This is a genomic window from Curtobacterium sp. MCSS17_007 (assembly GCF_003234175.2).
In the GTDB taxonomy this organism is placed as follows: domain Bacteria; phylum Actinomycetota; class Actinomycetes; order Actinomycetales; family Microbacteriaceae; genus Curtobacterium.
Genome location: NZ_CP126257.1, coordinates 1740912 through 1763429 on the forward strand (window position 1 = coordinate 1740912; position 22518 = coordinate 1763429).

Genomic DNA, 22518 nt, shown 5'->3' on the forward strand with positions numbered 1-22518 from the left:
CCACGAACCGACCACCTCCGGAGCCGTCGACGAGCGACTGTCCGACCGCGGGATGGGTGAACTCGCAACGAAGATGGGCATGGAGATCACCGAGCTCACGGCCGAGCGCGCCGTCGGATCGATCCCCGTCGAGGGCAACCGCCAGCCGGTCGGACTGCTGCACGGCGGCGCCTACGTCGTGCTCGCCGAGAGCCTCGGGTCGATGGCCGCGAACGTGCACGCCGGTCCCGGTCGCTACGCCGTCGGCATCGAGCTGAGTGCGTCGCACTCGCGGAGCGCCACGAGCGGTCGCGTGACCGGGACCTGCACCGCGATCCACCTCGGCGGGACGCTCACGACGCACGAGATCGTCCTGACCGACGACGAGGGCCGACGCTGCTCCACCGTGCGGATCACGAACATGATCCGCGAGCGGCGCTAGCCCGCTCGGAGGCTCCCGGTCAGTCCTCCGGCGGTCGCTGCAGGAGCAGACGGGCATCCCCGAACCCGAGCCGTCGGTAGAGCGTCTCGCCGTCGACGCTCGAGTGGACGACGACACGCTCCGCACCCGCCTCGTCGGCGGCGTCGAGCAGGGCGGCGACGAGCTTCCTCGCGACGCCCGCGCCACGCAGGTCCGGGTGCACGTAGACGCTCTGCAGCTCGGCGGCGACACGTCCCCGCGGTCGGTGCGGCACCGGCGGACGCGGGTTCAGCGCGAGCCACGCCGTGCCCAGCACGAGCCCGTCGCGCTCCGCGACCACACAGCGGTGCGAGTCGGCGTGCTCACGGGCGAAGGCGGTCATCGCCTCGCGGTACTCGTCCCGGGTCACGGACGGGGCCCGTCCGTCCTCGTCCACGCTCCACCGCCAGCGCAGGTCGGCCACCGTCGGCATGTCCTCCGGCCGGGAGGAACGGATCACCACGTCGTCCACGGGGTCCACCCTGCCAGCTGACGGTCTGCGGCGGGGCCGAGCCGCGCCTCCCGTCCGGCTCGTGCCACGGCCCGGGACGCGGAGAGCGCCGCCGGACCAGGTCCGGCGGCGCTCTCCGCGTGAGCGAGCGGGTGCTCGTTACTTCTTGGCGCTGAGCTGCTCGATGATCGCCTTGGCGACGTCGTGCATGGTCAGACGGCGGTCCATCGACGCCTTCTGGATCCAGCGGAACGCTTCGGGCTCGGTGAGGCCCATCTTCTCGTTGAGCAGGCCCTTGGCGCGGTCGACGAGCTTGCGGGTCTCGAAGCGTTCGACGAGGTCGGCGACCTCGGCCTCGAGCGTGATGATCTGCTGGTGCCGCGAGAGAGCGATCTCGATCGCGGGGAGCAGGTCGTTCGGGGTGAACGGCTTCACGACGTAGGCCAGGGCGCCGGCCTCGGTCGCACGCTCGACGAGGTCCTTCTGGCTGAACGCCGTGAGGAGGACCACCGGAGCGATGTGGTTCTTGGAGAGCTTCTCGGCAGCGGAGATGCCGTCGAGCTGGGGCATCTTGACGTCCATGACGACGAGGTCCGGGCGGAGGTCGGTCGCGAGCTGGACGGCGGTCTCGCCGTCGCCGGCCTCGCCCACCACGTCGAACCCGTTGTCGCGGAGGATCTCGACGATGTCGAGACGGATGAGCGACTCGTCCTCGGCGACGACGACGCGACGCGGTGCTGCTGGGGTTGCTTCTGTGTCACTCACGACCGAGAGCCTACTAGACGGAGCGCGAGGCTTCCGTCAGCCGTTCGTCCAGCTCCTCGGAGGAGTGGCGGGACCCTCGGCGTGCGCAGCCCCGCACGCCGTGAGCGACCTTGTACGAGTGGCGGGATCCTCGGTGTGCGCAGCCCCGCACGCCGTGAGCGACCTTGTACGAGTGGCGGGATTCGAACCCGCACGCCGTGAGGCAGAGCATTTTGAGTGCCCCGTGTCTACCGTTCCACCACACTCGCGAGGGCCCCAGGCTAGCAGGGACGACGCGCGCTGACGGCCGTCACACCGGTACGAGCGGCTGCGGCGCCCCCTCGGGCAGCTCCACCCGCACTGCGTCGCCGGCCCGGACGACGCCGCCGGACACCACGACGCCCATCACGCCGCCCTTGCGCTCGACGGATCCGTCCTCCGCGCGCCCGAGGACCGCGCGGAGCAGCCCCGGGTCGAAGTCGTTGATCTGCTGGCACGGGTTCCGGAGGCCCGTCACGCGGACGCAGGCTCGGTCGCCGAGGTGGAGCAGCGTGCCGGTGGGCAGTCCGAGCAGATCGACGCCCCGGGTGGTGACGTTCTCACCCATGTCGCCGGCGACGACGTGGTGCCCGGCCTCGGCGACCTCGTCGAACACCTCGGCGTGCAGCAGGTGCACCTGCCGCAGGTTCGGCTGCGACGGGTCACGGGCGACGCGCGACCGGTGCTGCACGGTGGTGCCGGCGTGCGCGTCGCCCTCGATGCCCCAGCCCGCGACCAGCGTGATCTCCTCGACGACGGGCTTGCTGAACCGGTGCTCGTCGTCGCGGCTGACCGAGACGACGCGCCCCGGGGGCGGACCGCCCGCGCCACGGTCCTCCGCCGTCGCCTCCTCCGGGTGGAGTCCGCGGTCGGGGTGCGCCTCGTCGAGCAGTGTGTCCCTGTCCATGTTCCGACGCTAGCGGCGCCGGTGGACCGGGTCGAGCCCCGGTTGCAGCCGCGCTGCACGAGTGACACCGGTGGTGGCGCCACACGTGGGTCGGTCGTCCCGCGGTACACGCCTTGCCGTGCCTCCTGGCCAGGTGCCTCGTACCGGGAGCGCACGGGCCGGCCGATCCCCCGATGGGTCGCATCCGGCCGCGCCGGACGGGGCCGCCCCGTGCCGGGTACCGTCGGGGTCCTCGCGGGACCGAGAGGGAGGTGCACCCGTGGACTCTCGTGCCGTGCGCACGTTCCGCGCGTTCGTCGTCATGTCGGCGACGGTGGCGATCGTGCTCGGCGTGGTCGCGGTCGTCTGGCCGCGACCGTCGCTCGTGCTCGTCGCGCTGGTGTTCGGCGTCTACCTGGTGGTCTCGGGCGTGATGCGCGCGGTGGCCGCCGTGCGCGGCCACGGGACGCCTGCGGTCTGGCGCTGGACCTCAGGGGTGGTCGGTGGCCTGGTCGGGGTGGCCGGGCTCGTCGCCCTGCTCGACCCCGCGATCCCCCTGCTGGCGTACGCGGTGCTCGCCGGGGTCGCGTTCCTCGTCGAGGGCGTGACGGCACTCGTGGGTGCGATCGTCGGGCACCCTGGTTCCTCGCGCCTGCCCACCGTGGTGAGCGGCCTGCTGTCGATCATCGGCGGTGTCGTGGTGCTCGTCGCCCCGGGGCTCGCGCTCACGGTGTTCACGGTCTTTTCCGGGATCGCACTCGTCGTGGTCGGGGCGGCCGCGCTCCTGCTGCTGCCGCCACGCGCCGCGGTGCGCCGCTGACCGCCGACGCCGCCGGATCGCACTCGCCGCCGAGCTGCCGACGACGTTGAACGCCGACGACGCCGGGTCGCCGATGACCCGGGCTAGGCGCTCCCGGTGCCGAACAGCAGGCCGAGCCCGTACGTGACGACTGCGGCGCCGAAGCCGATCGCCAGTTGCCGCAGTGCACGCTTCAGGGGGGACGCCCCGCTGAGCACGCCCACCACCGCGCCGGTGCCGAGCAACGCGATGCCGACGAGGACGGCCGCCAGCACGATCGCCGGCCAGCCCTCGAGCCCGATCAGGTACGGCAGCACCGGGATGACCGCTCCCGAGGCGAAGAAGCAGAAGCTCGAGACGGCGGCACTCATGCCGTTGCCGACCGCCTCGTGGTCGTCGACGGCGGTGGACGCGGTGGCCGTCCGACCGCCCAGGACCTCGGCGGCGTGCGCCTGCGCGTCGGCCCCGCTCATCCCCCTGGCCCGGTAGACCAGGGCGAGCTCGTTCGCGTCCACGTCGAGGTCCGCGACGGCCCGGCCGGCCTCCGGATGCGGCGCCGAAGCGGCCAGCAGCTCGCGCTGCGACCGCACCGACACGTACTCCCCCGCCCCCATCGAGAGCGCACCGGCGAGCAGACCCGCGATCCCGCTGAGCAGCACGAAGTGCCGGTCGGCCCCGGAGGCACTGATGCCGATGATGAGCGCCAGGTTCGAGACGAGACCGTCGTTCGCACCGAACACGGCAGCCCGGAAGGTGCCGGACAGCCGCATCCGTCCTCGGTTCGCGAGCCCGCGGACGACCTCCCCGTGGATCCGTTCATCGGCCGCCATGCGGGCGGTCGCGTCGTCGTCGTCGGCGTAGGGCGACCGGTCCTCGGCGCGCTGCATGAGCGCGAGGACGAACACCGAGCCGAAGCGCCCGGCCAGCGCAGCGAGCACCCGGGTGCGCAGGCTCCCCCGGAGCGGACGCCCGACGTCGTCCCCGAGCAGGTCGAGCCAGTGCTGCTCGTGGCGTCCCTCCGCCTCTGCCAGGGCGGCGAGGATCTCGCGTTCCTCCCCGGACCGCCGCGCGGCGAGGTTCCGGTAGACGGCCGCCTCGGCCCGCTCGTCCGCCAGGTAGCGGCGCCAGCGGCGCACGTCCGCGGCGGTGGGTGCGGTGGGGCGTTCGTCCTGGAGGCTCACAGCAGCCATCCTGCCCGCTCGCTCCGACGGTCGGGTGACGACGAGCCCACCGGGCACTCCCCGACGGCGAGCGGCGGGTGGCGGGACAGGGCGGGCGCGATGCGACAGGGCGGGCACGATGCGACAGGGCGCGGACCGGAGGCGACGTGCGCGTGCTGCGCCGTGCCTCCCGTCCGCGCCCTGTCGGCGTGGTGGTCGGGGTCAGTCCCGCACGTAGGCCGGGGCTGCCTCTGCGTGCGCGTCACCGACGCGGTGCACGCGGAGGTCGTTCGTCGACCCCTCGAGTCCGGGGGGCGAACCCGCCGTCACGATGACCCGGTCGCCGGGAGCGGCCAGGCCGTTCGCGAGCAGCACGTCGTCGACCTGCGAGAACAGCTCGTCGGTGTGGGTCTTGCGCTCCACGAGGAACGAGCGGACGCCCCACGTGAGCGCCATGCGGCGACGCGTCGCCTCGTTCGGGGTGAAGGCGATGATCGGCAGGCCGTGGCGCAGACGCGACATGCGGCGAGCCGAGTCGCCCGACTCGGTGAACACGCAGAGGTACGACGCCTCGGTGAACTCCGCGATCTCCACCGCGGCGAGCGTGATGGCACCGCCCAGTGTGCGCGGCTTCGTGCCGAGCGGGGCGATGCGCTCGAGGCCGTGGTCCTCGGTCGACTCGACGATGCGGGCCATCGTGCGGACCGTCTGCACCGGGTACTCGCCGACGCTGGTCTCCCCCGAGAGCATGACCGCGTCCGCGCCGTCGAGGACGGCGTTGGCGACGTCGGAGGTCTCGGCGCGCGTCGGGATGGGCGACGAGATCATCGACTCGAGCATCTGGGTCGCGACGATGACCGGCTTCGCCATGCGGCGCGACAGCTCGACCGCGCGCTTCTGCACGATCGGGACGGCTTCGAGCGGGAGCTCCACGCCGAGGTCACCGCGGGCGACCATGATGCTGTCGAAGGCGTCGATGATCTCCTCGAGCGCGTCGACCGCCTGCGGCTTCTCGACCTTGGCGATGACCGGGAGGCGCTTGCCCTCCTCGTCCATGATCTCGTGGGCACGCTCGACGTCCTTGGCGTTGCGCACGAAGGAGAGCGCGATGAGGTCTGCGCCCTGGCGGATCGCCCAGCGCAGGTCGGCCTCGTCCTTCTCGCTCAGTGCCGGCACGTTGACCGCGACGCCGGGCAGGTTGATGCCCTTGTTGTTCGAGACCGTGCCGGCGACGACGACCTCGGTGCGCACGCGCACGCCGTCGGTGTCGAGCACGCGCAGACGGACCCGGCCGTCGTCGATGAGCAGCGGGTCGCCGGGCTTGACGTCCTGCGGCAGGCCCTTGAACGTCGTGCCGCAGATCTCCTTCGAGCCGGGGACGTCCTCGGTCGTGATCGTGAAGACGTCACCGACGGCGAGCTCGTGCGGGCCGTCGGCGAACTTCGCGAGACGGATCTTCGGGCCCTGCAGGTCGACCAGGATCGCGACCGGCTTGCCGAGGTCCTCGGCGGCACGGCGGACGTTCTCGTAGTTGGCCTCGTGGACGCTGTAGTCACCGTGGCTGAGGTTGAGGCGGGCGACGTCGACGCCCGCTTCGATGATCTCCTTGACGGTCTCGTAGTCCGACGTAGCCGGACCGAGCGTCGAAACGATCTTTGCGCGTCTCAATGGATTCCTTCGTGTGGTGGGTGGTGCCGGGTTTCCGCGCTGTGGGGCCGCGCGGAACGAGAGCAGGCCACCAGCACCCTATCGAGTGCCGGTGGCCTGCTGCTCACCGGCGGACCGGTGTTCCGTGGGCGTTCACGACGTCAGATCGTGAGCGCGCGGTCGGTGGCCTTGACGGGGGCCGGGAGGATCGTCGAACCCTCGAGGTACTCGTCGACCTTGGAAGCGGCGGCACGGCCCTCCGCGATCGCCCAGACGATGAGCGACTGCCCGCGCCCGGCGTCCCCGGCGACGAACACGCCGGGCTCGTTCGTCGAGTAGTCCGCCTGGCGGGAGACCGCGCCCGACACCGTCACCGGCAGCCCGAGCTGCGGCTCGAGCGTCGCGGTCTCCGGACCGGTGAAGCCCATGGCGATGAGGACGAGGTCCGCGGGGATCTCGCGCTCCGTGCCGGCCTTCGGCACGCGGCGGCCGTCGAGGTACTCGGTCTCGGCGACGCGGAGCGCCCGGACCTCGCCCGCGGCGTTGCCGAGGAACTCGACCGTCGACGCGAGGAACTGGCGCTCCCCGCCCTCCTCGTGCGCGCTCGTGACCTCGAACACGGTCGGGAACATCGGCCAGGGCTGCTCGGACGGGCGCTCGAGCGGCGGCTGCTTGCCGATCGCCAGGTTCGTCACGCTCAGTGCGCCCTGCCGGTGGGCCGTGCCGATGCAGTCCGCGCCGGTGTCGCCGCCGCCGATGACGACGACGTGCTTGCCCTCCGCGGTGACCTGGTTGTCGACCGTCGTGCCGGCGTTCGCCTTGTTCTGCTGGACCAGGTAGTCCATCGCGTAGTGGACGCCCTCGAGGTCGCGCCCCGGGATCGGCAGGTCACGCGGCACCGTGGCGCCGGTGGCGACGACGACCGCGTCGTACCGCGACTTCAGGTCGTCCCAGGTGATGTCGACGCCGATCTCGACGCCCGCACGGAACCGGGTGCCCTCGGCTTGCATCTGCGCGAGACGCGCGTCGATCTGCCGCTTCTCCATCTTGAAGTCCGGGATCCCGTAGCGGAGCAGGCCGCCGATGCGGTCGTCGCGCTCGTACACGGCGACGGTGTGCCCGGCGCGCGTGAGCTGCTGCGCGGCGGCGAGCCCGGCCGGGCCCGACCCGACGACCGCGACGGTCTTGCCGGTCAGGCGCTCCGGCGGGTGCGGGGTCACCCAGCCGTTCTTGTAGGCCTCGTCGATGATCGAGACCTCGACCTGCTTGATCGTCACCGGCGGCTGGTTGATGCCGAGCACGCAGGACGCCTCGCACGGGGCCGGGCAGAGCTTCCCGGTGAACTCCGGGAAGTTGTTCGTCGCGTGCAGCCGTTCGATGGCCTGTCGGCCCTCGCCACGCCAGGTCAGGTCGTTCCACTCCGGGATGAGGTTCCCGAGCGGGCAGCCCTGGTGGCAGAACGGCACGCCGCAGTCCATGCAGCGCCCGGCCTGGCGCTTGAGGGCACCGGACTCCTGCTGCTCGTAGACCTCCTTCCAGTCCATGAGCCGCACGGGGACGGGGCGACGGGGCGGGAGCTCGCGCTCCTGCACCTTGAGGAAGCCCTTCGGGTCAGCCATGGTCCGCCTCCTGTTCGGTCTTGGTCTGTACTGGGGTGTGGGTCTGCGTGCGCGGGTCGGTCCGGATCGGCCGCCGCGTGGCGCTCGGGGTCGTGTCAGCCACCGGTCACCTCGAGGATGCGGTTCCAGACGACGGTGCCGTCCGGGTCGAGCCCCTCGTCGACCGCCTGCCTGCGGGTCTCGAGGACGGCTGCGTAGTCGCGCGGGAGCACCTTGACGAAGTCGCCCAGGTCGCCCGACTCGAGCAGGTCGCCGGCCACGGTCGACCCGGTCTCGGCGTGGTGCTGCCGGAGCAGGTCGCTGACGATCTCGACGTCGGCGCTGTCCAGCTCCTCGAGCCGGAGCTCGCCGCTCGCGAGCGCGTCGGCGTTCACGTGCTCGCGCCGGAGTCCGCGGACGTAGGCGGTCCCGCCGGACATGCCCGCGCCGAGGTTGCGGCCGGTCTCACCGAGGATGAGCGCGAGGCCGCCCGTCATGTACTCGAGTGCGTGGTCGCCCACACCCTCGACGACGGCGGTGGCACCGGAGTTGCGGACCAGGAAGCGCTCGCCCACGATCCCGCGGATGAACATGCTGCCCTGGGTCGCACCGTAGCCGATGACGTTGCCGGCGATGACGTTCTCCGACGGCTCGAAGGCCGACTCGGAGTCCGGCCGCACGACGATCGCGCCGCCGGACAGGCCCTTGCCGACGTAGTCGTTGCTGTCGCCGACGAGTCGGAGCGTGATGCCGGCGGGCAGGAACGCTCCGAGCGACTGCCCGGCGGAGCCGCGCAGGGTGATGTCGATCGATCCTGCGGGCAGCCCGTGCTCGCCGTGGCGGAGCGTGACCTCGTGTCCGAGCATCGTGCCGACCGCGCGCTCGGTGTTCCGGATCGGCAGGTCGAGGGCGACGGAGCCGCCGTGCTCGAGCACGTCGGCCGTCTGCTGGATGAGCTGGACGTCGAAGTGCTCGTCGAGCTCGTGGTCCTGCTCGCGCAGGTGGCGCCGGGGCTCGTCCCGGCCGAACTCCGGTCCGTGCAGGACCGGCGCGAGGTCGAGGCCGGACGCCTTCCAGTGCTCGACGGCACGGTCGGTGTCGAGCGCGTCGACCTGCCCGATCGCCTCGTCGAGGGACCGGAAGCCGAGCTCTGCGAGGAGCTCGCGGACCTCCTGCGCGATGAACTCGAAGAAGTTCACGACGAACTCGGGCTTGCCCGTGAAGCGCTTGCGGAGCTCCGGGTTCTGCGTCGCGACGCCCACCGGGCACGTGTCCAGGTGGCACACACGCATGAGGATGCAGCCCTCGACGACGAGCGGAGCCGTCGCGAAGCCGTACTCCTCGGCCCCGAGCAGCGCCGCCACGACCACGTCGCGGCCGGTCTTCATCTGCCCGTCGACCTGCACGACCACGCGGTCGCGCATGCCGTTCAGCATGAGGGTCTGCTGGGTCTCGGCCAGGCCGATCTCCCACGGGGTGCCCGCGTGCTTGAGCGAGTTGAGCGGGGACGCACCGGTGCCGCCGTCGTGGCCGGAGACGAGCACGACGTCGGCCAGCGCCTTCGTCACCCCGGCTGCGACCGCGCCGATGCCGGACTGGCTCACGAGCTTCACGTGGACGCGTGCGGACGGGTTGGCCCGCTTCACGTCGAAGATCAGCTGCTTGAGGTCCTCGATCGAGTAGATGTCGTGGTGCGGCGGCGGCGAGATGAGCCCGACACCGGCGGTCGCGTGCCGGGTGCGCGCGACCCACGGGTACACCTTCGTCGGGGGCAGCTGCCCGCCCTCGCCCGGCTTCGCGCCCTGCGCCATCTTGAGCTGGATGTCCGTCGCGTGCGTCAGGTACATGCTCGTGACGCCGAAGCGCCCGGAGGCGACCTGCTTGATGGCGCTCCGCCGCTCCGGGTCGAGCAGGCGTTCGACGTCCTCGCCGCCCTCGCCCGTGTTCGAGCGCGCGCCGAGACGGTTCATCGCGATCGCCAGGGTCTCGTGGGCCTCTTGCGAGATCGACCCGTAGGACATCGCACCGGTGTTGAACCGCTTGACGATCGACTCGATCGGCTCGACCTCGTCCAGCGCGATCGGCTTCCGGACACCGTGACGGAACCGGAACAGACCGCGGAGCGTCATGAGCTCCTCGGACTGGTCGTCGACCGCCTGCGAGTACTCGCGGAAGATGTCGTAGCGGCGGGCGCGGGTCGCGTGCTGCAGGCGGAAGACGGTGTCCGGGTTGAAGAGGTGGGGCGGCCCCTCGCGGCGCCACTGGTACTCGCCACCCGTCTGCAGCCGCTCGTGCGACAGCACCGCACCGTCCTGCGGGTATGCCTGGGCGTGCCGCTCGGCGTTCTCCTTCGCGATGACCTCGATGCCGACGCCGCCGAGGATCGACGACGTCCCGGTGAAGTACCGGTCGACGAACTCCTGGCTGAGCCCGACCGCCTCGAAGGCCTGGGCGCCCGCGTAGCTGGACACGGTCGAGATGCCCATCTTGGACATGATCTTCAGCACGCCCTTGCCGAGCGCCTTGATCACGTTCTTCACGGCCTGCTCCGGCGTGATGCCGGGGATCATCCCCGAGCGCACGAGGTTCTCGCACGTCTCCATCGCCAGGTACGGGTTGATCGCCGAGGCGCCGTAGCCGATCAGGGTCGCGACGTGGTGGACCTCGCGCACGTCGCCGGCCTCGACGATGAGCCCGACCTTCATGCGCTGCTCGGTGCGGATGAGGTGGTGGTGGACGGCCGCGAGCAGCAGCAGGCTCGGCACGGGCGCCTGCTCGGCGTTGCCGTCACGGTCGGACAACACGATGAACTGCTTGCCCGACTCGATGGCCTGGTCGACCTCGTCGCACACCGCGGCGATGCGCTTCTGCATCGCCTTCTTACCCGCGTCCACCCGGTACAGGCCCTTGATCGTCACCGTGAGGTGCCGGCCGGACTCCGTCTCGAAGTGCTGGATCTTGGCGAGCTCGTCGTTGTCGATGACCGGGAAGTCGAGCACGATCTGCTTCGCGTGCTCGGGGCCCGCGCTCAACAGGTTGCGCTCCGGACCGAGCCCCATGCCCATCGACGTGATGACCTGCTCGCGGATCGAGTCGAGCGGCGGGTTGGTCACCTGCGCGAACTGCTGCGTGAAGTAGTCGAACAGCAGGCGCGGACGCTCGGACAACACGGCGATCGGTGTGTCCGAACCCATGGCACCGAGGGGCTCCGCACCGGTCTGCGCCATCGGACGCAGCAGGATGCGGACCTCTTCCTCGGTGTAACCGAAGGCGCGCTGCCGCCGGGTCACCGACGCCGGGGTGTGCACGATGTGCTCGCGCTCCGGCAGGTCGGACAGGTTGATCCGGCCCTCGTCGAGCCACTGCGCCCAGGGGCCGGAGGCCGCGAGGTCGCGCTTGACCTCGTCGTCCTCGATGATGCGTCCGGCCTCGGTGTCGACGACGAACATGCGACCGGGACGCAGGCGCCCCTTGCGCACCACCTTGCCCGGCGGCACGTCGATCACACCGGTCTCGGACCCCATCACGATGAGACCGTCGTCGGTGACGAGGAAGCGCCCGGGACGCAGACCGTTGCGGTCGAGCGTCGCGCCGACGATCGCACCGTCGGTGAAGGTGATGGCCGCCGGACCGTCCCACGGCTCCATGAGCATCGAGTGGTACTCGTAGAAGGCGCGGAGGTCCGGGTCCATGCCGACCTGGTTCTCCCAGGCCTCCGGCACCATCATCGACACCGCGTGGGGCAGGCTCCGGCCGGTCAGCGTGAGCAGCTCGAGGGTCTCGTCGAAGGACGCGGAGTCGCTCGCACCCGGGCTGACGATCGGCAGCAGCGGCGCGAGGTCGCCGAGCAGCTCGCTCTCGAGCTGCGACTGGCGGGCGCGCATCCAGTTGCGGTTGCCGCGGACGGTGTTGATCTCTCCGTTGTGCGCGAGCGTCCGGAACGGCTGCGCCAGCGGCCACGAGGGGAAGGTGTTGGTCGAGTAGCGCGAGTGGACGATCGCGAGCTTCGAGGCGAAGCGCTCGTCGCTGAGGTCCGGGTAGAACGGCTCGAGCTGGAGCGTCGTGACCATGCCCTTGTAGACCATGGTCCGGCTCGACAGCGACATGAAGTAGACCTCGACGCCGTGCTCCGCGCGCTTGCGGAGCCGGAAGGCCTGGCGGTCGAGCGCGATCCCGCTCCACGACGCACCGTGCACGTCGTGCCGCGTCGACGCGACGAAGAGCTGCTCGAAGGCCGGCATCGCGGCGCGCGCGAGCGTACCGAGGACCTCGGGGCGCACCGGGACCTCGCGCCAGCCGAGGACCTTGAGGCCCTCCTCGCGCGCGATGCGCTCGACGGCGCCCTTCACCGCGTGGCGCTCGTCCTCGTCGACGGGCAGGTAGGCCGTTCCCACGGCGTACTCCCCAGCCGCGGGCAGTTCGAACGGCACCTCGTCGCGCAGGAACGCGTCCGGCACCTGGCACAGGATGCCCGCGCCGTCACCGGTGCCCGCATCGGACCCCACGGCGCCGCGGTGCTCGAGGTTCCGGAGCGCGCCGAGCGCGGCGTCGACGATGTCGTGGCCCGCGGAACCGCGGAGCGTGGCGACCATCGCCAGGCCGCAGGCGTCCTTCTCGTTCGCCGGGTCGTACGCACCCGTCGCCTCCGGCACGGCCGAGAAGCGTCGGTGCGCCGGCTGCAGGGAGCGCGTCGAACGGGGGGCAGGGTCTGGCTGGAGCGCCATGGGGAACCGTCCTCACGAGGAAGTGGAACAGGGACGTCGGTGGCCCGGTGGTGCGTTCCGCCCGAACGGGCGGGACTGGTGCCCGTGCGCGTCGTCGTGCAGGGTGCGCGGACGACGCGCGAGGTGGCGGGGCCGCTCGTGGTGGCCCGACCGTGTTGCGGCGGGTGCTCGTGACCGGCGGGTGCCGTCCACGGAGCGGGTCGGCCGGTCGGGGTGTTACCGGGCGGGACCCGCTGCGGGGACCGGATCGGCGTCGGCGTCCGCCGCAGGAGCGTCGTCGTCGTGTTCCGACCAGGTGTCGTCCGAGTCTACATCGGTGCTCCGACGCGGCTCGCGACCCGGCAGGTACGGGCTCGGCTCGTTTCCGGTGTGGCGACGCGACTGCACCAGGAAGATGACGATGCCGAGCAGGATCGCGGCGAAGGACATCCAGACGTTCGTGCGGATGCCCGCGAAGGTCTCGCTCGTGTCGACGCGGATCGACTCGAGGACCGAGCGGCCGGTGCCGTACCAGATCAGGTAGAGGGCCATGACCTTGCCCCACTGCAGACGGAACCGCTTGTCGAGCAGCAGGATCACGACGACGCCGACGACGTTCCAGATGATCTCGTAGAGGAACGTCGGGTGGAACAGCGTCCCCTCGGGCAGCCCCTTCGGGAACGCCGGGTTGGAGGACTCGATCTCGAGGCCCCACGGCAGGCTGGTCGGCATGCCGAACAGCTCGTGGTTGAAGTAGTTGCCGAGACGGCCGAAGGCCTGCGCGAGCAGCACGCCCGGGGCGATCGCGTCGATCAGGGTCGAGAACCGCAGGCCCACCTGTCGGCACCCGATGTACGCGCCGACGGACCCGAGGATGAGCGCGCCGAAGATCGCCAGGCCGCCCTCCCAGATGTAGAAGAGCGAGAACGGGTCCCGACCCGGGCCGAAGTAGTCGCTGACGTGCGTGAAGACGTGGAACAGGCGCCCACCGATGATGCCGGCCGGCACGGCCCAGATCGCGATGTCGATGATGATCCACCGCTCGACCCCGCGGGCGTTGAGCCGCCGGTTCGCGAGCACGACCGCCGCGACGATCCCCAGCAGGATGCAGATGGCGTAGGCGTGGATCCGGAAGTCGAGCGGCAGCGACCACCCGAACGCGTCGCGGAGCCAGGCGGTCAGGTCGAAGTACTGCCACGCGGTGCTCGGGCTCGGGATGCTCAGGAGGGGCATGGAGGTGCTGTCGCCTTTCGGTGCTGGACGGCCGCGGTGCCGCTGGAGGGTCGGCCCCGCTCACTGTAGCGCGGGAACCGCGCCGACCAGGAACCAGGGGTGCGGTCCTGTGGGAACTGTGACCGACACGCACGGGAGGCGCGGTGCAGGTGCGCCGGTCGGCCTACCCGCACCGCGCCTCCCGTCCGGCGTCGCCGGTGTCGTGCGTGTCGGACCAGACCGCCTCAGCCGCGTCGGGCGCCGCTGGTCAGGTCGGCGGCTCGGCCCGCCACGCCCTGCACGCCGAGGTCGGCGAGGGCACGCACGAAGGCGGACCCGACGATCGCGCCGTCGGCGTACTCGAGCACCTCGGCCACCTGGTCGGCGGTCGAGATGCCGAGGCCGACGCAGGTGCGCTCGACGCCCGCGTCGCGGAGCCGTGACACGACCGTGCGCGCGGCGGTGTCGACGCCGACGCGGGCTCCGGTCACGCCCATCGTCGAGACGGCGTAGACGAAGCCCCGGCTGGACCGGACCGCCTGCTCCATGCGGGTGTCCGTCGAGGACGGCGCCGCGAGGAAGACACGGTCGAGCCCGGTGCGTTCCGAGGCGTCGATCCACGCCCGGCCCTCGTCGGGGATGAGGTCCGGCGTGATGAGCCCGGACGCGCCGGCGGCCACGAGGTCGTCGGCGAACCGGTCGACGCCGTAGCGGAGCACCGGGTTCCAGTACGTCATCACGAGGACCGGCACGTCCACGCGGCTGGTGATCTGGTCGACCGCGTCGAACACCTGCGCGACACGGAACCCGTTCGCCAGGCTCTCCTCGGCCGCACGCTGGATGACCGGCCCGTCCATCACGGGGTCCGAGTACGGCAGGCCGAGCTCGATGACGTCCACGCCGTTCTCGGCGAGGGCGACGGCGGCGTCCACGCTGGTCCGCAGGTCCGGGAACCCGGCGGGCAGGTACCCGACGACGGCGCCCGCACGCTCGGCGTTCGCGGTGTCGATCGTCGTCGCGACCGACCGGTTGCTCTCGGTGTTCGTCACAGTTGCACCGCGTTCTCGTCGAGGATGCCGAAGTAGCGGCTGGCGGACGCCACGTCCTTGTCGCCGCGGCCGGACAGGGACACGAGCACGACGCCGTCGGGGCCGAGCTCCTTGCCGAGCTTGATCGCCCCGGCCAGGGCGTGCGCCGACTCGATGGCCGGCAGGATGCCCTCGGTCCGACCGAGCAGGCGGAAGGCCTCCATCGCCTCGGCGTCCGTGATCGACGCGTACTGCGCGCGGCCGATCGACGCCAGGTAGGCGTGCTCCGGCCCGACGCTCGGGTAGTCGAGGCCCGCGGAGATGCTGTGGCTCTCGATCGTCTGGCCGTCCTCGTCCTGCATGAGGTAGGACATCGTGCCCTGCAGCACACCCGTGCGTCCGAGCGAGATGCTCGCGGCGTGGCGACCGGTCTCGATGCCGTCGCCGCCCGCCTCGAAGCCGTGCAGTCGGACGGACTCGTCGTCGAGGAACGCCTCGAAGATGCCCATCGCGTTCGAACCGCCACCGACGCACGCGGCGACGGCGTCCGGCAGCCGGCCGACCCGGTCGAGGACCTGCTGGCGCGCCTCTTCCCCGATCACCTTGTGGAACTCACGGACCATCTCCGGGAACGGGTGAGGTCCGGCCACCGTCCCGAGCAGGTAGTGCGTCGACTCGACGTTCGCCACCCAGTCGCGCAGCGCGTCGTTGATGGCGTCCTTCAGCGTGCGGGATCCGGTCTCGACCGGGATCACCTCGGCCCCGAGCAGCCGCATCCGGGCGACGTTGAGCGCCTGGCGCTCGGTGTCGACGGCGCCCATGTAGACGACGCAGTCCATCCCGAAGAGCGCAGCGGCCGTCGCGGTGGCGACGCCGTGCTGGCCCGCACCCGTCTCGGCGATGAGCCGGGTCTTGCCCAGCCGCTTCGCCACGAGCGCCTGCCCGAGCACGTTGTTGATCTTGTGCGAGCCGGTGTGGTTGAGGTCCTCGCGCTTGAGGATGATGCGCGCACCACCGGCGTGCTTCGCGAACCGGGGCGCCTCGGTGATGATCGACGGGCGACCGGTGTACTCGCGCTGGAGCGTGTCGAGCTCCTCGCGGAACGCCGGGTCCGCCCAGGCCTCGCGGAAGGCGGTCTCCAGCTCGTCGAGCGCGAGCACCAGGGACTCGGGGACGAAGCGTCCGCCGAAGTCACCGAAGTACGGGCCCTGCAGGTCACGGAGTGAGGTCACGGTGGGTCTCCCGGGGTGGAGCGGCCGGACCCGGCGGGTGCCGGTGGCCGGTGGGACGGGGCCGGTCAGACGCGCGGGCGGCCGAGGCCGTCCGCTGCGGCGATGAACGACGCGAGGGTGGCGGCGGGGTCGGCGCCGGTGACGAGCGCCTCCCCCACCAGGACGACGTCGGCGCCCGCGGCGCGGTAGTGCGCGACGTCGGCAGGACCGGCGACGGCGGACTCGGCGACGCGCACGACCCCGTCGGGGATGCGGTCGGCGAGCGAGCCGAACAGGTCGCGGTCCAGCGAGAAGTCGGTCAGGTCGCGGGCGTTGACACCGAGGATGCGCGCGCCGGCGTCGAGGCCGCGGGAGACCTCGTCGCCGGAGTGGGCCTCGACGAGCACGCGCATGCCGAGCTGCTCGGCGAGCTCGTGCAGTTCGACGAGCTGCCGCTGCTCGAGCGCGGCCACGATGAGCAGCACCAGGTCGGCACCGGCGGCACGGGCCTCGAGCACCTGGTACGGGTCGGCGATGAAGTCCTTGCGCAGCACCGGCAGCGCGACCCGGGCCTTCACGGCCTCGAGGTCGGCGAGGCTGCCGAGGAACTTCCGCCCCTCGGTGAGCACGCTGATCGTCGAGGCTCCCCCACGCTCGTAGTCGGCGGCGAGGGCGGCCGGGTCCTCGATGGGCGCCATGGAACCGCGCGACGGGCTCGCGCGCTTGACCTCGGCGAGGATCTTGACGCGGTCGCCGGGCGACAGGAACTCGAGGGCGTCGAGCGGCGACGCCACCCGGTCCAGGTCGCGCTCGACGTCCGAGAGCGGACGGTCGGCACGACGGGTGGCGGCGTCCTCGAGCGCGCCCGCGACGAGGGTCTCGAGCACGTTCGGCACGGCGACTACTCCGAGTGGTGCTTGGGGACGAACTTCGGACCGTTCACGCCGTAGCCGGCCTTCGCCATCACGGCACCGACGACGAGGCCGATCACGACGACGGCGGCGGAGGCCCAGACGCCCCAGGCCAGGTCGAACCAGAAGAACAGCGTGCCTGCCGCGAAGCCGATCAGCATGATCACGACGGCGGTCCAGGCGGCGGGCGAGTGGCCTTCGCCGAGTTCTGCGGGCTCAGTGTTGCTCACGGTGCTCCTCGTTCTGCTCCGGCGCCGTCGTCCGATCGACGCCGCTCACGATCCTACCGTGCCGCTCGTGGGCGACTCCCCCACCGCGCCGTCCCGAGCGTCGGGGCCGGCCGCGGGATCGGCGGTCGGGTCGTCACCGGCGCTCAGGTCGTCCCAGTCGGTGATCGCGTCGCGCTGGGTCGGGGCCGCAGCGCGGGCGTCGGCGGTGGCACCGGCGGTCGCCGCAGCGTACTTCCGGGTCGGCCCGGGCCAGTTCCGCTGCACCACGAACACGACGATGCCGAGGGCCACGGCGAGCACGCCACCGGCGATACCGACGGCAGGCCAGGCGGTGACGTCCACCCGGTCCACGACCTGGCGCACGGCCCCGGTGTCGCTGACACCGGCGACCTCGCCGACCGCGCCCTTCGACGCGGCGACCGGGTCCGCCAGGGCGCCGATCCCGGTCGCCACGACCGCGAGGCCGAGCAGCACCTCGACCGCCGCGAGCACGACGCGGAGCACCCGACCCGCGATCGTCAGTGCGAGGAACAGCGCCAGGCTCGCGATGGCCAGCGCCGTGTACTGCGGCACGACCGCCGCGCCGTCGGCGACGACCCGCGGCACGACCGCGGTACCGGCGTGCAGGTGCACCGTGAACCACGTCTGGGTCCACGAGAGCATCACGATGCCGGCGACCGCGAGGCCCGCGACGACGACGAGCGGACGGGAGCGCTTCACGAGCGCACCTCACGCATCCGGTTCGCGGTCGCGACCGCACGGAGCGGTGCGGCGGCCTTGTTGACGGCCTCGACGTGCTCGGTGTGCGGGTCGGAATCGGCGACGAGTCCGGCGCCGGCCTGCACCCGCGCGACGCCGTCCTTGATGAGCGCCGTTCGGATGGCGATGGCGAGGTCGGCGTCACCGGCGAAGTCGAAGTACCCGACCACGCCTGCGTAGGCGCCGCGCTTCGCGGGCTCCAGCTCGTCGATGATCTCGAGCGCACGCGGCTTCGGCGCGCCGGAGAGCGTGCCTGCCGGGAAGGTCGCCCGGAACACGTCGATCGCGGACGCCTCCGGCCGGACCGACCCCTCGACGCTCGACACCAGGTGCATGATGTGGCTGAAGCGCTCGACCGTCATGAACTCGGTCACCGCGACGGTCCCCGGCTCGCAGACCTTCTGCAGGTCGTTGCGCGCGAGGTCGACGAGCATGAGGTGCTCCGCCCGCTCCTTCGGGTCGGCGAGCAGTTCGTCGCCGAGCCGGACGTCCTCGACCGGGGAGCCGCCGCGCGGGCGCGATCCGGCGATCGGGTGGGTGATCGCACGCCCGTCCTGCACCTTCACGAGCGCCTCGGGTGAGGCGCCGACGATCCAGAAGCGCTCGTCCGCGGTGTCCGCCAGGGCCAGGAAGTACATGTAGGGGCTCGGGTTGAGCGTCCGCAGCACCCGGTACACGTCGAGCGGGTCGGCCGTCACGTCGTGGTCGAACCGCTGCGAGACCACGACCTGGAAGACGTCGCCGTCGCGGATGAAGTCCTTCGACCGCTCGACCGCGGCCATGTAGTCCTCGGGGGACGTCCGGTGACGGGGCGTCGGCTCGGCGATCTCGAAGGCCTCGGCGACGGTCGCCGGGCTCGGCTGCACCAGGTCCGCCTGCATCCGGTCGAGCCGGGCCTGCGCGTCGGACCACAAGGTGTCGGCGTCGTCGGTGCCGTCGTTGAGGACACTGGCGACGAGCAGCACGAGGCCGGTCCGGTGGTCGAGCGCGGCGAGCTCGGACACGAAGGCGAGCGCCTGACCCGGCACCTCGAAGTCGGCGGCCGGCACGTTCGGCAGGTGTTCGAGCTGCCGGACGGCCTCCCACCCGATGAACCCGACGGTGCCGCCGACGAGCGGCGGGGTTCCGGGGACGCGCGGGGTCGCCCAGCGCTCGTGCAGACGGGCGAGCACGTCGAGGGGCGCGCCCTCGAGCGAGTCCACGGCGCGGGACGCCGGGATGCCGGTGTCGATCCACGCGGCGCTGTCGCCGTCCTGGGTCAGGACGCCGAAGCTCCGGACACCGACGAACGACCAGCGCGACCAGAGCCCACCCTGTCCGGCGGACTCCAGCAGGAACGAACCGGGGCGGCCGTCGGCGAGCTTGCGGTACACGCCGACGGGCGTCTCGCTGTCGGCGTACAGCGCCCGGACGACGGGGACCACGCGGTGGTCGTCGAGCAGCTCGTCGAACGCCGCACGGGAGGTCGTGCGCGGTTCCTCCGCGCCGGTGGCGGTGCTCATCGGGTCTCCTCCACGGCCGTGGTCGGTCCAGGCGCACCGGTCGTGGCTCCGGCCGGCGCGGACGCCGTCACCGGGTCGAGCGGGTCGACCTCGAAGCAGCTGTGGGCACCGGTGTGGCACGCCGCACCGACCTGCTCCACGGTGACGAGCAGGGTGTCGTCGTCGCAGTCGAGCGCGGCCGCCCGCACGTACTGCGCGTGCCCGGACGTGTCGCCCTTCCGCCAGTACTCCTGGCGCGAGCGCGACCAGAAGGTCACGCGGCCCTCGGTCAGGGTGCGGCGGAGGGCTTCGCGGTCCATCCAGCCGAGCATGAGGACGTCCTTCGAGGACTCCTCCTGCACGACTGCGGGGAGCAGCCCGTCGTGCCCGAACCGTGCGCGGTCGAGGACCGCCTCCGTGCTGGTGCTGGTGCTGTCGGTCATGGGACTCCTAGCCTACGGCGGGGTGTCAGCGGACGGGCTGGCCGGCGGCGCGCAGCGCCGCCTTGACGTCCCCGATGGTCATCTCGCCGCGGTGGAAGACGCTGGCGGCGAGCACGGCGTCCGCGCCCGCCTCGACGGCAGGAGCGAAGTGCTCGAGGCGACCCGCGCCTCCCGAGCCGATGACCGGGACCGACGAGACCGCGCGGACCGCGGCGATGAGTTCGAGGTCGAAGCCGTTCTTCGTGCCGTCGGCGTCGATCGAGTTGACGAGCAGTTCACCCGCGCCCCGCTCCACGCCCTCGCGGGCCCAGGCGATCGCGTCGAGGTCGGACTCCGTGCGACCGCCGTGCGTCGTGACGACGAAGCCGGACGGCATCCGGTCCGAGCGCTTCACGTCGAGCGACAGCACCACCGCCTGCGCGCCGAAGCGGTCCGCGATCTCGCTGACCAGCTCCGGCCGGGCGATCGCCGCGCTGTTCACGCCGATCTTGTCCGCACCGCACTGCTGCAGGCGGGACACGTCGTCGACGCTCCGGACGCCGCCGCCGACGGTGAGCGGGATGAAGACCTGCTCCGCCGTGCGGGTCACGGTGTCGTACATCGTCGCGCGGTTCTCGACCGTCGCCCCGACGTCGAGGAAGGTCAGCTCGTCGGCGCCCTGCTCGTAGTAGCGGGCCGCGAGCTCGACCGGATCGCCGGCGTCCTGCAGGTCGAGGAAGTTCACGCCCTTGACGACGCGACCGCCCTGCACGTCGAGGCACGGGATGACCCGGACCGACACGCCCCCGGCGACGCCGGCCGCGCCGCTGTCCGGCGTCGCGGCCGCGTTCACAGGCGTGCGGCGTGGATCGGGCTGACGAGGATCGCGCGGGCGCCGAGGTCGTAGAGCGCGTCCATGATGAGGTTCGCGTCCTCGCGCGGGATCATCACCCGGACCGCCGACCAGTCGCGGCCGTGCAGCGGGGAGACGGTCGGCGACTCGATGCCCGACGCCACGGCCGTGGCCTGCTCGAGCAGGTCCGTCGGGATGTCGTAGTCGAGCATGACGTAGCCGCGCGCGACGAGCACGCCCTGCAGACGGCGCCGGAGGACGTCGATGCCCGGGATGGTCTCGTCGGTCGAGATGAGCAGGGCGGTCGACTCGAGGATGACCGGGCCGAAGATCTCGAGGCCGGCGGCGCGGAGCGTGCTGCCGGTGGACACGACGTCGGCGACGGCGTCGGCGACCCCGAGGCGGACCGCGCTCTCCACGGCGCCGTCGAGCTTGACGAGCGTCGCGGTGACGCCGTGCTGCGCGAGGAACTCACCGACCAGACCCGGGTAGCTCGTCGCCACCCGGACGCCGTCGAGGTCCTGCAGGTCGGTGAACCGCCCGGGCGTCCCGGCGAACCGGAACGTCGAGTCGGCGAACCCGAGCGCGTCGACCTCGTGCGCCGCCGAACCGGAGTCGAGCAGCAGGTCGCGGCCGGTGATGCCGACGTCGAGTGCCCCGGAGCCGACGTACGTCGCGATGTCGCGCGGACGGAGGAAGAAGAACTCGACGCCGTTGCGCTCGTCGAGCAGGTGGAGTGCCTTCGGGTCGCGGCGGCCGGCGTACCCGGCCTCCTTGAGCATCTCGGAGGCGGTCTCGGACAGCGAGCCCTTGTTGGGCACGGCGATGCGGAGCATCAGTGGGTCTGCTTTCTGCTGGAGGTCGGACGACTGCGGGTCGCGGCTGCGCTCGTCGGCGCGTCGCGGGTGCCTACAGATGTCGCCAGACGTCCGCCGGGGTGAGCCCCTTCGCGACCATGAGCACCTGGAGGTGGTAGATCAGCTGGGAGATCTCCTCCGAGGTGCGCTCGTCGCCCTCGTACTCGGCCGCCATCCAGACCTCGGCGGCCTCTTCCACGATCTTCTTGCCGATCTGGTGCACGCCGGCGTCCAGTTCGGCGACGGTGCCGGAGCCCTCGGGCCGCGTGCGCGCCTTCTCGGTCAGCTCCGCGAACAGGTCGTCGAACGTCTTCACGGGGACCAGGCTACCGTCCCGCGCGGGTGCGCCGGACGCACCGTCCGGACGGGAGGCGCTGGTCGCCTCGGGCTCGCCACCCACCTGGTCGGTCACGCGCGTGCCGCCGCGGCCGCCTCGCGCAGGTCGGCGATGCGCTGCGCGGGCTCGCCGCCGTAGACGGCGGACCCGGCCACGAGCGTGTCCGCACCGCTGCGCACCGCTTCGGGCACGGTGTCGACCGCGATGCCGCCGTCGACCTCGAGCCAGACCTCGAGGCCGGAGGCGTCGACCGCCGCGCGCGCATCGGCGAGCTTGGGCATCACGGAAGGCATGAACGACTGCCCGCCGAACCCGGGCTCGACGGTCATGAGCAGGATCATGTCGTAGGCGTCGAGGTGGTGGAGCACCTGCGTGATCGGCGTTCCGGGCTTCACGGCGACAGCCGCTCGGGCGCCGTTCGAGCGGATCGCCGCGGCGGTCGCCACCGGGTCGTCGGCGGCCTCGAAGTGGAACGTGACGCTCGAGGCCCCCGTCTCGGCGTACTTCGGCGCCTGCGTGTCCGCGTCGGTGACCATGAGGTGCACGTCGAGCGGCACCGGCGAGACCTCCTGCAGGCGCTGCACGATCGGCAGGCCCAGGGTGAGGTTCGGCACGAAGTGGTTGTCCATCACGTCGACGTGCACCATGTCGGCCGTCTCGATGCGGTGGAGCTCGCGTTCGAGGTTCGCGAAGTCGGCGGACAGGATGCTCGGCGAGATGCGGATCGTCACCGTGCAACCCTACCGAGCAC

The 22518-nt window shown here is 71.9% G+C and carries 21 protein-coding genes and 1 tRNA gene; 2 read left to right on the plus strand and 20 right to left on the minus strand.

Annotated features, from left to right (window positions below; genetic code table 11):
* Positions 1–52 precede the first annotated feature (52 nt).
* On the plus strand, positions 53–421 hold the full coding sequence (locus DEJ22_RS08195) for a PaaI family thioesterase (RefSeq protein ID WP_111226424.1): 369 nt from the start codon (positions 53–55) through the stop codon (positions 419–421).
* Positions 422–440: 19 nt separating this feature from the next.
* On the opposite strand, the gene DEJ22_RS08200 is transcribed toward DEJ22_RS08195, so the two are convergent.
* The 4 genes from DEJ22_RS08200 to DEJ22_RS08215 form a co-directional block, all read right to left on the minus strand.
* On the minus strand, positions 441–911 hold the full coding sequence (locus DEJ22_RS08200; RefSeq protein ID WP_111226425.1) for a GNAT family N-acetyltransferase: 471 nt from the start codon (positions 909–911) through the stop codon (positions 441–443).
* A gap of 138 nt (positions 912–1049) precedes the next feature.
* Complete coding sequence (locus DEJ22_RS08205; RefSeq protein ID WP_022903868.1) at positions 1050–1655, minus strand: ANTAR domain-containing response regulator; 606 nt, start codon at positions 1653–1655, stop codon at positions 1050–1052.
* A 167-nt stretch (positions 1656–1822) separates the two neighbouring features.
* A tRNA-Leu gene (locus tag DEJ22_RS08210) sits at positions 1823–1903 on the minus strand.
* Between the two features lie 41 nt (positions 1904–1944).
* On the minus strand, positions 1945–2580 hold the full coding sequence (locus DEJ22_RS08215; RefSeq protein WP_111226114.1) for an MOSC domain-containing protein: 636 nt from the start codon (positions 2578–2580) through the stop codon (positions 1945–1947).
* A gap of 274 nt (positions 2581–2854) precedes the next feature.
* On the opposite strand from DEJ22_RS08215, the gene DEJ22_RS08220 reads away from it, so the two are divergent.
* On the plus strand, positions 2855–3379 hold the full coding sequence (locus DEJ22_RS08220; protein ID WP_111226115.1) for an HdeD family acid-resistance protein: 525 nt from the start codon (positions 2855–2857) through the stop codon (positions 3377–3379).
* Between the two features lie 83 nt (positions 3380–3462).
* On the opposite strand, the gene DEJ22_RS08225 is transcribed toward DEJ22_RS08220, so the two are convergent.
* The 16 genes from DEJ22_RS08225 to rpe form a co-directional block, all read right to left on the minus strand.
* The gene (locus tag DEJ22_RS08225) at positions 3463–4548 is read right to left on the minus strand and encodes a VIT1/CCC1 transporter family protein (protein ID WP_111226116.1); all 1086 of its coding nucleotides are present in this window, start codon (positions 4546–4548) and stop codon (positions 3463–3465) included.
* A 192-nt stretch (positions 4549–4740) separates the two neighbouring features.
* Entirely contained in the window at positions 4741–6186 is a 1446-nt protein-coding gene (gene pyk, locus DEJ22_RS08230; RefSeq protein ID WP_111226117.1) for a pyruvate kinase, read from the minus strand.
* A gap of 140 nt (positions 6187–6326) precedes the next feature.
* Positions 6327–7784, minus strand: coding sequence for a glutamate synthase subunit beta (locus DEJ22_RS08235; RefSeq protein WP_111226118.1), 1458 nt, complete (start codon positions 7782–7784; stop codon positions 6327–6329).
* A gap of 95 nt (positions 7785–7879) precedes the next feature.
* Positions 7880–12487, minus strand: coding sequence for a glutamate synthase large subunit (gene gltB, locus DEJ22_RS08240; RefSeq protein WP_258379529.1), 4608 nt, complete (start codon positions 12485–12487; stop codon positions 7880–7882).
* A 216-nt stretch (positions 12488–12703) separates the two neighbouring features.
* Positions 12704–13699: a prolipoprotein diacylglyceryl transferase gene (lgt, locus tag DEJ22_RS08245; RefSeq protein WP_111226119.1), complete on the minus strand. Its 996-nt coding sequence runs from the start codon at positions 13697–13699 to the stop codon at positions 12704–12706.
* A gap of 224 nt (positions 13700–13923) precedes the next feature.
* Entirely contained in the window at positions 13924–14727 is an 804-nt protein-coding gene (gene trpA, locus DEJ22_RS08250; RefSeq protein WP_111226120.1) for a tryptophan synthase subunit alpha, read from the minus strand.
* Positions 14724–15938, minus strand: coding sequence for a tryptophan synthase subunit beta (gene trpB, locus DEJ22_RS08255; protein WP_181430668.1), 1215 nt, complete (start codon positions 15936–15938; stop codon positions 14724–14726). Before trpB ends, trpA begins: the two co-directional genes overlap by 4 nt.
* 65 nt (positions 15939–16003) lie before the next feature.
* On the minus strand, positions 16004–16804 hold the full coding sequence (gene trpC / locus DEJ22_RS08260; RefSeq protein WP_111226427.1) for an indole-3-glycerol phosphate synthase TrpC: 801 nt from the start codon (positions 16802–16804) through the stop codon (positions 16004–16006).
* Between the two features lie 14 nt (positions 16805–16818).
* Complete coding sequence (locus tag DEJ22_RS08265) at positions 16819–17058, minus strand: DUF6704 family protein (protein WP_058729692.1); 240 nt, start codon at positions 17056–17058, stop codon at positions 16819–16821.
* A gap of 45 nt (positions 17059–17103) precedes the next feature.
* Complete coding sequence (locus DEJ22_RS08270) at positions 17104–17778, minus strand: Trp biosynthesis-associated membrane protein (protein WP_111226122.1); 675 nt, start codon at positions 17776–17778, stop codon at positions 17104–17106.
* Positions 17775–19319 (minus strand): anthranilate synthase component I, encoded by a 1545-nt coding sequence (locus DEJ22_RS08275; RefSeq protein WP_111226123.1) that lies wholly within the window; start codon positions 19317–19319, stop codon positions 17775–17777. Before DEJ22_RS08275 ends, DEJ22_RS08270 begins: the two co-directional genes overlap by 4 nt.
* Entirely contained in the window at positions 19316–19741 is a 426-nt protein-coding gene (gene hisI, locus DEJ22_RS08280) for a phosphoribosyl-AMP cyclohydrolase (RefSeq protein WP_111226124.1), read from the minus strand. The genes DEJ22_RS08275 and hisI overlap by 4 nt, the downstream gene beginning before the upstream one ends.
* A gap of 25 nt (positions 19742–19766) precedes the next feature.
* Complete coding sequence (hisF, locus tag DEJ22_RS08285; RefSeq protein WP_258379530.1) at positions 19767–20573, minus strand: imidazole glycerol phosphate synthase subunit HisF; 807 nt, start codon at positions 20571–20573, stop codon at positions 19767–19769.
* Complete coding sequence (gene hisG / locus DEJ22_RS08290) at positions 20570–21409, minus strand: ATP phosphoribosyltransferase (RefSeq protein ID WP_111226125.1); 840 nt, start codon at positions 21407–21409, stop codon at positions 20570–20572. Before hisG ends, hisF begins: the two co-directional genes overlap by 4 nt.
* Positions 21410–21482: 73 nt before the next feature.
* Positions 21483–21746, minus strand: coding sequence for a phosphoribosyl-ATP diphosphatase (locus DEJ22_RS08295; RefSeq protein ID WP_058726551.1), 264 nt, complete (start codon positions 21744–21746; stop codon positions 21483–21485).
* A 92-nt stretch (positions 21747–21838) separates the two neighbouring features.
* Positions 21839–22498, minus strand: a complete 660-nt coding sequence (rpe, locus tag DEJ22_RS08300) for a ribulose-phosphate 3-epimerase (protein WP_111226126.1) — start codon at positions 22496–22498, stop codon at positions 21839–21841.
* Positions 22499–22518: the final 20 nt, after the last annotated feature.

Bases quoted from the DNA above. Each gene is read 5' to 3' on its own strand.
- DEJ22_RS08195 (WP_111226424.1), top strand. From the start codon at position 53: ATGGGTGAACTCGCAACGAAGATGGGCATGGAGATCACCGAGCTCACG.
- DEJ22_RS08215 (WP_111226114.1), bottom strand. From the start codon at position 2,580: ATGGACAGGGACACACTGCTCGACGAGGCGCACCCCGACCGCGGACTC.
- DEJ22_RS08225 (WP_111226116.1), bottom strand. From the start codon at position 4,548: ATGGCTGCTGTGAGCCTCCAGGACGAACGCCCCACCGCACCCACCGCC.
- DEJ22_RS08235 (WP_111226118.1), bottom strand. From the start codon at position 7,784: ATGGCTGACCCGAAGGGCTTCCTCAAGGTGCAGGAGCGCGAGCTCCCG.
- gltB (WP_258379529.1), bottom strand. From the start codon at position 12,487: ATGGCGCTCCAGCCAGACCCTGCCCCCCGTTCGACGCGCTCCCTGCAG.
- lgt (WP_111226119.1), bottom strand. From the start codon at position 13,699: ATGCCCCTCCTGAGCATCCCGAGCCCGAGCACCGCGTGGCAGTACTTC.
- DEJ22_RS08275 (WP_111226123.1), bottom strand. From the start codon at position 19,319: ATGAGCACCGCCACCGGCGCGGAGGAACCGCGCACGACCTCCCGTGCG.
- hisI (WP_111226124.1), bottom strand. From the start codon at position 19,741: ATGACCGACAGCACCAGCACCAGCACGGAGGCGGTCCTCGACCGCGCA.
- hisG (WP_111226125.1), bottom strand. From the start codon at position 21,409: ATGCTCCGCATCGCCGTGCCCAACAAGGGCTCGCTGTCCGAGACCGCC.